Source organism: Streptococcus mitis (genome assembly GCF_003944325.1).
In the GTDB taxonomy this organism is placed as follows: domain Bacteria; phylum Bacillota; class Bacilli; order Lactobacillales; family Streptococcaceae; genus Streptococcus; species Streptococcus mitis_CW.
In genome coordinates, this window is record NZ_RJPX01000051.1 from 1 (window position 1) to 11,495 (window position 11,495).

10 protein-coding genes are annotated in these 11,495 nt (G+C 38.3%); all 10 read right to left on the reverse strand.

All coding sequences use genetic code 11. The features are described from left to right. Positions 1 to 610 (reverse strand): hypothetical protein (locus tag D8787_RS10340; protein WP_142999766.1); only part of this gene is annotated, 610 nt, incomplete at its 3' end. Next, positions 591 to 1,622 (reverse strand): hypothetical protein, encoded by a 1,032-nt coding sequence (locus D8787_RS10345; RefSeq protein WP_125423571.1) that lies wholly within the window; start codon positions 1,620 to 1,622, stop codon positions 591 to 593. The genes D8787_RS10340 and D8787_RS10345, both read right to left, overlap by 20 nt. 73 nt (positions 1,623 to 1,695) lie before the next feature. Further along, positions 1,696 to 4,347, reverse strand: a complete 2,652-nt coding sequence (locus D8787_RS10350; RefSeq protein ID WP_125423575.1) for a valine--tRNA ligase — start codon at positions 4,345 to 4,347, stop codon at positions 1,696 to 1,698. 13 nt (positions 4,348 to 4,360) lie between these two features. Then, positions 4,361 to 7,378 carry a DEAD/DEAH box helicase gene (locus D8787_RS10355; protein WP_125423578.1) on the reverse strand — a complete coding sequence of 1,006 codons (3,018 nt, stop codon included), beginning with the start codon at positions 7,376 to 7,378 and terminating at the stop codon, positions 4,361 to 4,363. Between the two features lie 11 nt (positions 7,379 to 7,389). After that, the gene (locus tag D8787_RS10360; protein WP_125423581.1) at positions 7,390 to 7,986 is read right to left on the reverse strand and encodes a GNAT family N-acetyltransferase; all 597 of its coding nucleotides are present in this window, start codon (positions 7,984 to 7,986) and stop codon (positions 7,390 to 7,392) included. Next, positions 7,973 to 8,551: a flavin reductase family protein gene (locus tag D8787_RS10365; protein ID WP_125423584.1), complete on the reverse strand. Its 579-nt coding sequence runs from the start codon at positions 8,549 to 8,551 to the stop codon at positions 7,973 to 7,975. The genes D8787_RS10360 and D8787_RS10365 overlap by 14 nt, the downstream gene beginning before the upstream one ends. 282 nt (positions 8,552 to 8,833) lie before the next feature. Next, positions 8,834 to 9,229: a helix-hairpin-helix domain-containing protein gene (locus D8787_RS10370; RefSeq protein WP_125423587.1), complete on the reverse strand. Its 396-nt coding sequence runs from the start codon at positions 9,227 to 9,229 to the stop codon at positions 8,834 to 8,836. 95 nt (positions 9,230 to 9,324) lie between these two features. Then, the gene (locus tag D8787_RS10375; RefSeq protein WP_102210533.1) at positions 9,325 to 9,579 is read right to left on the reverse strand and encodes a DUF1912 family protein; all 255 of its coding nucleotides are present in this window, start codon (positions 9,577 to 9,579) and stop codon (positions 9,325 to 9,327) included. A gap of 10 nt (positions 9,580 to 9,589) precedes the next feature. Then, positions 9,590 to 10,924 (reverse strand): DUF438 domain-containing protein, encoded by a 1,335-nt coding sequence (locus D8787_RS10380; RefSeq protein WP_125423590.1) that lies wholly within the window; start codon positions 10,922 to 10,924, stop codon positions 9,590 to 9,592. Next, on the reverse strand, positions 10,924 to 11,157 hold the full coding sequence (locus D8787_RS10385; RefSeq protein ID WP_000368734.1) for a DUF1858 domain-containing protein: 234 nt from the start codon (positions 11,155 to 11,157) through the stop codon (positions 10,924 to 10,926). Before D8787_RS10385 ends, D8787_RS10380 begins: the two co-directional genes overlap by 1 nt. Positions 11,158 to 11,495: the final 338 nt, after the last annotated feature.

An 11,495-nucleotide genomic window follows, 5' to 3' on the forward strand; every position in this document is an offset into this window, starting at 1 on the left:
ACTCACTACTGACTATATGAAAATCGTTTGGAAGTAAGGGAAACTCATTTAAATTAAAAAAATTATTAGTAAACAATACTTTCGAAAACAATTCTAATATATTTGTTTTCGAATATTCAAAACACTTATCTTTATAATATTTAAAAAATATAGTTTCTGTTCGATATGCTTTACCAAGCATATCGTTATCATAAACTTCAAAAAAAATATACTCTACTTTGCTAGTTATTATCGAACTCAAAAAATTCAGAAAAACAACGTTATCAAGCTTGCTTAGATTATCAATAAACTTATTGTAATTAAAGATTGATAGAGTATTATTTAAAATGTTTTTATTTATAGAGATAGTTACGTCGATTTGATCAGAGTAAGATATAAAATCTATATAAACATCATTCAGTGTTACATTATCAATTCGTAACTCTCTCCCGGCATCATTAGTTAAATTAATTATTATTTTATCTCGTTCTGGTACTGCCTTTATAAGAGTCTTAAAGAATGAAATTCCAGGTAGTTCTTCCAGAGAAAATGATTGTTTGGCTTCAAAGTAAAGTCGATCATCATCAGTTTTAAATTTTTCTAATAGAATATCATATATTGTCATTTCCATGCGTAAATTCTAAATAAGTCGTTTCATCGGTAACTTGTATTTTTAAATACTTTTTCCCTTGTTCTGTATAAGTTTCAATAACTTCTCTATTTTCTGAAACTGTTAATCTTATGCCCGGGTATACTTCATAATTTGTACGGATTCTAGCCTTTACAATATCGGCAACTACTTGAAAATTCCTCTCAAATTTTTTCTTTTCTGGTAATTCAAGTAATTCATTTTTAAATCGTTCTCTTGGAAATGATTCATCAATAGAAGAATAATCATTAAAAATGTCATCAATCATAGAATCATAATCCATAGTAGCATTTGTTCTGAAATAATGAATAAAAGAATTCCTTAAAAATGCTCGATCTTTTGGATATTCTTGCTTAATCTTTCTATTCAAAAAACCATCAATAGCATTGAAAGCGTTTTTTGTATTTTCCTCATCATTAGTCAATTCAATTAACTCCAGAAATTCATCATACCAATACTTAGTAATTGTATCTTGATGTAGTTGAACTCCAATCTCTTCGCTACTAGTTGCATCAATATAAAAAGCTGCTGATTTATAAACTTTAATATCTTTTGGAAAACCTTGTGTATCTGATAAACCTACTTGATTTACAAAAACAACATGAGCTACTTTTGCAAGTAAAAACATATATCTTTGATTATCTCTATCATAAAACAATGCTTGAATCAGTGACCCAACTTGAACAGATTTTTTCATTTTTTCTATTTTACTCTGTGCAGATATTTCTTTCTCCAACAATCTCATAGAAACTGATTCAAAAAATTCTTCACAAACAGTTGGTTCGCTTTGATTATCTATTATATTTTTTATACAATTTATAACTTGTGTTGTTTCTGCTTTTGATTTATAATTCTTTACAATTTTATTATTTGCTATTGTAATAAGAACTGTATGAAGATACTCATCAAATTTTATGCCATCATCTGGTATATTCTTTGTTGTAGTATTATTTTCTCTATCAATCGTATAAATAGTAGCTACCTTTAATTCCACTAATTTTACTCCTAATTATAATTACTATAACCAGTATACCATAAAAACACGGCTCATCACCGTGTTTCTGTGTTTATTTAACTAACTTCTTCATCTCATCAATACGTGCTACGGTCGCATCGTACTTAGCTTGGTAGTCGGCTTGTTTGTCGCGTTCTTTTTGGACGACTTCTGGTTTGGCATTGGCTACGAAACGTTCGTTAGAGAGCTTCTTGCCGACCATATCCAGTTCTTTTTGCCATTTAGCGAGTTCCTTGTCGAGGCGAGCTAGTTCTTCTTCGACATTGAGGAGGTCTGCCAGTGGCAAGTAGATTTCTGCTCCTGTGATGACGCTTGACATTGCGAGTTCAGGTGTAGGGATGGTTGATGCGATTTCCAAGTGTTCTGGATTTGTGAAGCGTTTGATGTAGTTGACATTGCTGTTAAAGAAGGCTTCCAAGTCGCTATCGCTTGTCTTAACAAGGATGGTGATTGGCTTACTTGGTGCTACGTTTACTTCCGCACGCGCATTACGAACGGCACGGATCAAGTCTTTGAGGCTCTCTACACCTGTGTGAGCAGCGAGGTCTTCAAAGGCTGGATTAACAGTTGGGTATTCTGCTGTCACGATAGAGCCTTCTGAGATTTGCCCAAAGATTTCCTCTGTCACGAATGGCATGATTGGGTGAAGGAGACGAAGAATCTTGTCCAAAGTATAAAGGAGAACAGAACGTGTGATAACTTTCTCTTCTTCATTATCGCTGTAAAGGACTTCCTTAGTCAACTCAACGTACCAGTCCGCAAACTCATCCCAGATAAAGTTGTAGAGGATGTGACCAGCCACACCAAACTCAAACTTGTCAAAGTTGGTAGTTGCTTTTCCGATGGTTTCATTGAGGTTGTGGAGAATCCAGCGGTCTGTGACATTACCAGCTTCCTTGTTGACAACTTTTTCCACATTGGCAGTTGCTTGCTCAAGGGTCAAGCCTTCATTGTTCATGAGGATGTAGCGAGAGATGTTCCAGATCTTGTTAATGAAGTTCCATGAAGCATCCATTTTCTCGTAAGAGAAGCGCACGTCTTGACCTGGTGCAGAACCGTTTGAAAGGAACCAACGCAGGCTATCTGTTCCGTACTTATCAATAACATCCATCGGATCAATCCCATTGCCCAGTGATTTAGACATCTTACGGCCTTCCTCGTCACGAATCAGACCATGAATCAATGCATTTTTGAATGGCGATTTGCCAGTAAATTCCAAACCTTGGAAAATCATTCGAGATACCCAGAACGGGATAATATCATAACCAGTCACCAAAGTTGATGTTGGATAATAACGTTTGAAGTCTTCTGAGTCGACATCCGGCCAGCCCATGGTAGAGAATGGCCAAAGGGCAGAACTGAACCAAGTATCCAAGACGTCTTCGTCCTGAGTCCAACCGTCGCCTTCTGGAGCTTCTTCGCCGACATATATTTCACCCTCAGCATTGTACCAAGCAGGGATTTGGTGACCCCACCAGAGCTGACGAGAGATTACCCAGTCGTGAACATTTTCCATCCATTGGAGGAAGGTATCGTTGAAACGAGGTGGGTAGAATTCTACCTTGTCCTCTGTGTCTTGGTTGGCAATAGCATTCTTAGCCAATTGGTCCATCTTAACGAACCATTGAGTAGACAAGCGTGGTTCAACCACAACACCTGTACGCTCTGAGTGACCAACACTGTGGACACGTTTTTCAATTTTGACAAGGGCGCCGATTTCTTCCAACTTAGTAACGACTGCCTTACGAGCTTCAAAACGGTCCATGCCTGCAAATTCGAAGGCCAAATCATTCATTGTTCCGTCATCGTTCATGACGTTGACTTGTGGCAAGTTGTGACGTTGACCAACCAAGAAGTCGTTTGGATCATGGGCAGGTGTGATTTTCACGACACCAGTACCAAACTCAGGATCAGCGTGTTCGTCTCCAACGATTGGAATCAATTTATTAGCGATTGGAAGGATAACATTTTTACCAATCAAGTCCTTGTAGCGTGGGTCTTCTGGATTGACCGCAACGGCAACGTCCCCAAACATAGTCTCAGGACGAGTAGTCGCAACTTCAAGGGCGCGTGAACCATCTTCCAGCATATAGTTCATGTGGTAGAAGGCACCTTCGACATCCTTGTGGATAACCTCGATATCAGAAAGGGCTGTGCGAGCTGCTGGGTCCCAGTTGATGATAAACTCACCACGGTAGATCCAACCTTTCTTGTAAAGGTCCACAAAGACCTTGCGAACAGCTTTTGACAAACCTTCGTCAAGAGTGAAACGCTCACGAGAGTAGTCTACAGAGAGCCCCATCTTGCCCCATTGTTCCTTGATAGTAGTGGCATATTCGTCTTTCCATTCCCAGACCTTGTCGAGGAATTTTTCACGACCTAGGTCATAACGTGTAATGCCCTCTCCACGCAAGCGCTCCTCAACCTTAGCCTGAGTGGCAATACCAGCGTGGTCCATACCAGGAAGCCAAAGGGTATCAAAGCCTTGCATCCGTTTTTGACGGATGATGATATCTTGAAGAGTCGTATCCCAAGCGTGACCAAGGTGAAGCTTACCAGTTACGTTTGGTGGTGGAATGACGATTGAATAAGGCTTAGCCTTTTGATCGCCTGAAGGCTTGAAAACATCGGCATCAAGCCATTTTTGGTAACGACCAGCCTCAACCTCGGCTGGATTGTATTTAGGTGAAAGTTCTTTAGACATGTGTTTGTCCTTTCTAGTTAATTTCTAAGCTACTTTGATAAGCATCTAAAATATCAATGGTATCTCTTATAATAGGGCTCTGTGTGGCTTTGTAAAGAGATTTATTCCCAATAATATAAAACTCTTCTTTAGCTCTAGTCGCTGCAACGTTTAAAATATTGGGTTCAGAGACAGCCCAGCGAGCAGCCCCCTCACTCATATTATCTGCTCCAAGCACAAAATATACAATCTTATTTTCTTTTCCTTGGAAAGTATGTACCGTCCCTACATTTATAGGTTTTCCATTTTCCCGATTTGTAAAACCGATTTTATCTAGTTCTTTTGCTAGTTGAACCGATACATTTTTAAAAGGAGTAATGACATAAATATCATCAAATTCCTCATGTCTTTTCTGCAACTCTTCTTTCAAATAATCAGCTTGCTCAGGAACAAATTTATCCTTAGCACCTCCACCAACGTCAAACCATTCTCCCAGACCTCGAGTTTCTTCCTTTCCTTGAACCATTAAGTTATCATAAGAAATTTTATTGGAAATACTGAACATCGGATCACTAGAACGACGATGAACCCAGAGAGGAAGTCCTATCCATGTCCCATCTTGTTTTTTAAAACCATATCTACTAGCAGAATCCATCAATTCTTGCGTTGATGATACAAGATATTTAGAGTCTATCTTGTGGTGCTGTGCTAAAAATCCTAAAATATTTTTATCCATAGTCTGTACTGGTTGTATTTGAGAAGGATCCCCAACAGCCATAATATGCTTACTTCTAAAAATAGCCCCCACACTTGCTTGAGGTAATGCCTGACCAGCTTCATCAATAAATACATTACCAATACTATTTTCAGGCAAACACCAAAACATGGAATTAAAGCTTGCAAAAGTTGTACTAATAACTGGAACAGTGAAATTAATCCAATCCCATGCAGTTTTATATAAATCACTAGCATTATCTCTCATTGAATAGTTTTGAGGTTTCTCCCAAATCCATAACGCTTTTTCAAAATGCTTTTTATTGTCATATATAAATTGTTTTCTAACTGCAAGTGCTTTAATAAACAAACGACTCTGCTCTTCTCGATAGGCATCATCAAACCAAAAATTTGATACTTGCAGCTCTTCATACGTAACGGAAAAATTCAACTTATTAACTGTACATGTAGCAAGTTCCGATTGTAATTTCAAAATTTTTTCCTGATGACGAATTAATTTATCTTCTTGTTTAGATTTCCATTCATTATACCTCTGTTGCCTTTGACTCAATTGATTTAATTCAAGTTCATGCATTTTTATCTCTTTTTGCAAAGCGTGGCAATATTGACTTTCATCATGTACTTTCTTCAGTTCTGCTTTTAGACTTTCATTCGCTTGATTCAATCTCGTAAAATAAGTATCTAATTTCGATGGTGTGAAAAGTCTTTTTAACCATAAGAAACGTGGAGCTTGTAATTTTATCAACTCGACATCTTGTGTTGCTATCTGTTTGTTAACATTTAACATAGAAATAAGATGCTCGCGTTCAGACAGCTCAGTTTCTATTTTCTTTTTACTATTTTCTAATTGAGTATATTTATCCCGTATTTTAGATAGTTCTGAACGTCTTTGAGCATCATCCTGATGGAACTCTATCTCAACCTGCTGGTAAGCATTTTTCAATTTTACATGCAATCGAATCTTATCTGCTATCTCTTGCATCTTTTCTCTTTTATCAAACAGCTTCTGATATTGAATTTTAAACTCTTCGTATACTGATGTATTCGATTGAAATTTATCCGAATTCAACTCTTGTCGTATTGCTTTTAAAGCATTTTGCAGACGGTCTCTATTCTGTTTTTTTCCACCTTCTATCGAAAATAATCCCCAATGTTTTTTGTCGTTAGAAACATCTTCATCTTCTAACAATAAATCATTACTGATTTCAGCAAAATAATTAATTTTCTTTAATTCATCTAACCAATTTGATTTCTGATAGATTTCTTTTCTTTGGGGTAATTCATTAACAATATTTTTAACAGCTCCATTGTTAGAACTTGCAACTACGATTCCTTTATCTGCAATTTCTTTTGGTAATTTTGCAATAAGATAAGGATTATCATGATAAACTAGATTCCCTTTAAGTTTAGGATCCGATAATTCACTAATAATTCTAGCTTGTTCCGTTACCAAATCTGCAAAAATGTCTTTTAAAAGTGTCGTTTTACCAGTCCCCGGAGGTCCATTGACACTTCTTACCTCCTCATCCGCATTTGAAGCTAGATTTACAGCTACTTGTTGCATCATAGAAAGAGCATATCTAGGGTTACTAGGAAATCTTCCTAATGGATAATTTTTTGGTTCAAGTATTGTTTCTAAATCTTTGGGATTAAAATAGGATGATTCTTTATTGCTGTCCAGATTGACCCTTACAGAATCGAATCCTGACAAATAACTATTGAGATTTTCATTATAAATTGATTTTGCATATTTCAAATCCTTTAGAAAAAATGAATGTAAATTTATTTCGTCATCAAAATTCTTAACAAAATAATATCTGCAATCACTTGGTGAAATCTCATACTTTTTGAGAAGTTTACTAAAAACTTCGTTGAACTCTCCATCAAGAAAGGCCTGACCTAATTGTTCTCGAAGCTCATTTTCTGCTATTAAGAAATCTTTAGGCAATTCCCTATTTTTGAAAATTTGCCCACTCATAGTTAAAAAAAACTTATCAGCTAAGAACTTCAAATCTTTATCAAAGTATAGAGCAAAAGTAAATTTATAAGAAGCTCTTCCCAATTCTTCCTCCGTCTCCTTTAAATTGTATTTGCCTCTTAACACTTCAATAATTTTTCGAAAAGGGAAAATTCCACAATAAACAGCAATCCCTGAACTAGATTTTAATTTTTGACGTTTTAAAAAATCTTTTAATATTGATTGATAATCATCCCCTTGAAAAATTTTATACTTAGAATCACTTTTTTCAATATTCCCTTCTGATAATTGTTCTACTGTAATCCAAGCATCTAATATTTGATTATGACTACTTCTCATCATGTCTCCTCTTAAAGAATATAAAAACAAGAATATATCTTACTCGTAAAAAAACTCCCCCACTCACTCCTCAACAAGCCATATATCAGACTGTCACAACGGTTGCCTTGAGCATCTTTGCGGTCTCTTATGCGAGCTTCGAGGGTAAAGCCAAGCTTTTCCGCGACTCGTTGACTTTGAAGGTTATATCCAAAGCAAGTTAGTTCAATCTTGTGAAGACCAAGTTCTTTAAAAGCTAGATCAATCAAGGCACACGCTGCTTCTGGAACATAGCCTCGATCCCAATAGTCTGGATGCAAGGTATAGCCGATCTCAAGAACATCATCTTCATGACGATGGTTAAAATCAACAGAGCCAATGATTTTATCAGTCCCTTTAACGACAATTCCATAGCCAGCTGGGAGATTCTCCTTTTGATTACGTTTAGGAAGGATATGATCCAGATAATAAATCTCATCTTCCAAGGTCTTGACTGGAGGAAAGCCTGCTGGATAGGAGACCTCTGGGAGACTAGCGTAGGCATGGATATCCTCGGCGTCAGCCACTGTGCGGACTCGTAGGATAAGTCGCTCTGTTTCCAACCGTTCTGGTAACTCAGCTCTTGTCATCCTTCTTCCTCGCTTTTTTGATGAAGCTCCCCTTAATATCTACACGCTTGTCCAGATAACGATAGACGCGCTGATATCCATCTCCAATGAAATATGTTGGGGCAAACAGTTCATTTCTAAAATGTCCCTTTTCATCCAAAAGTTCTGGGTCAACAAGTCGCTCAACAATCTTAGCGAAAATATGACAAATTCCCTCTTCCTCGATAATCCGATCTACCTGACAATCCAAAACGACTGGACAATCCTCTAAAATCGGTGCCTCAGTTCGTTCAGAAATTTCATAATGCACTCCCAAACGTTCCAATTTCTCCTGATGACTGATAAAACCAGCCTGCTCCATCTCGAGCATGAGATTTTCATCAGGGATATTCACAGTAAATTTTTGATAATGTTTAATTTGCTCTGCGACATTCTCTCTCGCAACGACTCCAACCACAATCCAATCTCCTAAACTATAAGAGGAACTACAGGTCGTGATGTTATAGCCAAAATTCTGATCTTGATATCCTAAAATAAAAATAGGAAAGCCATAGTAGAGTTTACTTGTTTTAAAAGATTGTTTCATAACAACCTCCTTTGCCTAAGACACAAAAGAAAATCCCTGCCATCTACATGACAGGGACGAATGTGTTTATCCGCGGTACCACCCAATTTCGGGCAAAGCCCGCAACTCTTGTCTTTAAAATAAAAAGACAGTAATATTTCATTTTTTCAGTCATCAGCAACCAGTTTTGACACATTTGTGGACTTCTCAGCACCGCCACTTTCTGTAAAATGTGGGATTCAAAACACCTCTGATGGCTTTATTGTAGCAAGTTTTTCTTGGAATTGCAAGGGACAAGAAAGATTACTTGAACTTAATGCCGTTTTCTTTCAATTTCTTAATAGTAGCTGGACCGATTCCTTTCAAAGCAAGGAGTTCTTTTTCAGTCCAGTTTTTGAAATCTGACGCAGACTTGATTCCTTCATCATAGAAAGTTTTGGCACGGTCAAGTGGAAGTCCACCCAAGTCTGCTGCAAAATCTTCTACAGAATTGGCTACTTTTTGAGCTTGTTCTTTAGTAGCTTCTACTGCTTGCTCAACTTTTTTAGAAACAGCCTTACCAGCTTGGCTTGCTGACTGTTCTGCACGTTTTACGACTTTTTTTGTCTCTTCTACAACCTTCGTCACAGTACTTGAGAAAGCACCTGCACGACGGAGGCTATTTCGTAATTGTTTTTTACGATTGAGTTTCTTTGACATGATAAAATCCTTTCAATAAAAAACCCCTGCTCTGACAAGGATTTAATATAAATATTCTATCAAGATTTTAGTGAAAAATCAAGAACCTTTCTCGTTTAATAATTTCGCTCACCAAACAAGCCATCTGGCAAATCATGGAATCCCTTGCCTGCTTTGAAGTTTTCAAACTTAGCAAGTAAAAACTGATAAGCATCCAAACGGCTTTCGTAGCGAATCATGGCATCTTTGGCACGCTCGTCTTGGTCTTCTTCGTAGACTTTTTGGCTTTCCTTATGCGCCATGTCGTTAATCATAATCTGAGTATTAACCCAAGCTTCAAATTCCTTCATAAATTCTTGTTCGTAACTCATTTTTTTCTCCTTATTCTAGTCCACGGAAATAGTCCGTATCAATCTCACGGTAGGGCTGGATATCCTGAACGTATTCCAGCACACCTTGGAATTCTCCGTTTTCATCGTGCACTGCGGCGTAAGTGATGTGGACAAACTTACCTCGCGACTCAGACTTGAACCACATCTCATACTTGTCCTTGACTCCCTCACGAAGACCCTTCATGATAGTCTTGACCTTGTCCAAATACTTAGGCGGATGACAGAGTTCGACATTGCGCCCGACTTGGGACGGCGTCCGTTTGAAAATCATCTCATCAGCTGGCGTATTGTCATTATAATACTGGAAAATATCGTCCTTATTGACAAAGGTAATCTCCATAGGAAGGTGATTGAGAATGAGATTGGCCTGCTCGACCGAGAGATAGCCATTCCCAAAAGCCTGTTGACTATGGCGGTCCAGCACTGATTCTTTTTCCTTAGGGGTAAAGGTAATGGTGAACTGCCCCTCTGGCGTATCTATGACTTGCTGCACTTGACCCTCTGCCGTATCTAACTGCACGGGCTCCTCTGCACTCTTTTCCTCAACAAAACTCTGTCTTTCTGGCACCCATTTCTCAGACGGACGGATGATGGCATAACCGTAGGAATCGCTCTCCTCCGCAATCTGAAGCCAGTCATCCTGGGTGAAGGACTCAAGGAGAATCATAAGGAGAATGGACTCTTCCTTGAAAATCATACTTTCAAACTCTGTCGCAAAGGCTTCAAAAGCTTCCTTCACAGTAGAAATCGGCACTTCTGGTAATGACTTAGCTGTCGCTAGGGCTGTCTGAAAGAGTTCCCTAATCTGGTCATCCACTCCCCACATAACTTTTGGGGGTGAATCGTGTCCATAGCGCTCCATGATAGGAAAGAAGAGTTCCTCTTTACGTTGGTAATGGATGTCAAATTGCCCCACAAGTCCCATCTGACGCACCAAACCCTTACGCATCTCCGCAATCATTTCTTCATCTTCCATAGACTCATAGGTATCTAACAATCTCCGAATGCGAATCAAGGCAGCACGGAGAGCCAGATTTTCATCCTTGAAGACGCGAACTGGGTGTCCTGGGTGCTCGGTATCTGCAACTTCGACATCCTTAACAGCATTTTTAAAAAGGTTGGCATGGACATCACAGAGCTCCATAACATCTTCAAAGGTGACACCTGAGTCTGAGTTCATCAGCTCGTGCTCCATAAGGGAAATCTCGATAGCTGAAACACCTGTAAAGGTCGCATCAAAGCGCTCCTGAACCGACTCAGGAGAGGCCCCATTATGCAATTCTAACAAAATATCCCGTAGGACATGAATCCTTTCATCTGCCATTAGTCTAATCCAATCACTTCGTAGCCATTCGCTTCCAGTGTGCGGACAATCTTGTCCATAGGGGTTCCTTCCAGCTTAGATCCCTGTTTAAGCGATACTTTGCGACCGATAGTATTACGCATCAAGGGATTAGCAAGGGGTTTAAAACCCAGCTCCACTAGGATTTCCAAGACTTCTGGATGCTTATCCACCACTTCTGCAACAGGAATTGACACATCGATGATATTGTCCATGACGACCTCCATTATCGTTTATAAATGATATTATTTATTTTATTATACCATAAGGAGGACTGGCACACACCAAAAAAGAGGGTTGNCCCTCGGGACTTTGACAGTTATGAAGTAAAAAAATCCTCATAAAGGTTGATATAAGAGCATTTTCTTGTCAAATTTTACCACTTTTCATTTGCGTACTTTCTCGTACTTTGTTATAATGGAGTGAGGTATGAAAAGATGAGAGTTAAACAATCAAAGTCAAAAAACACTATCAACTACGCTATTATTAAAGATATCAAGGTTGGAAATAAACGGACTTCTACTATCGTAGAAAACCTAGGCAATCATAACAC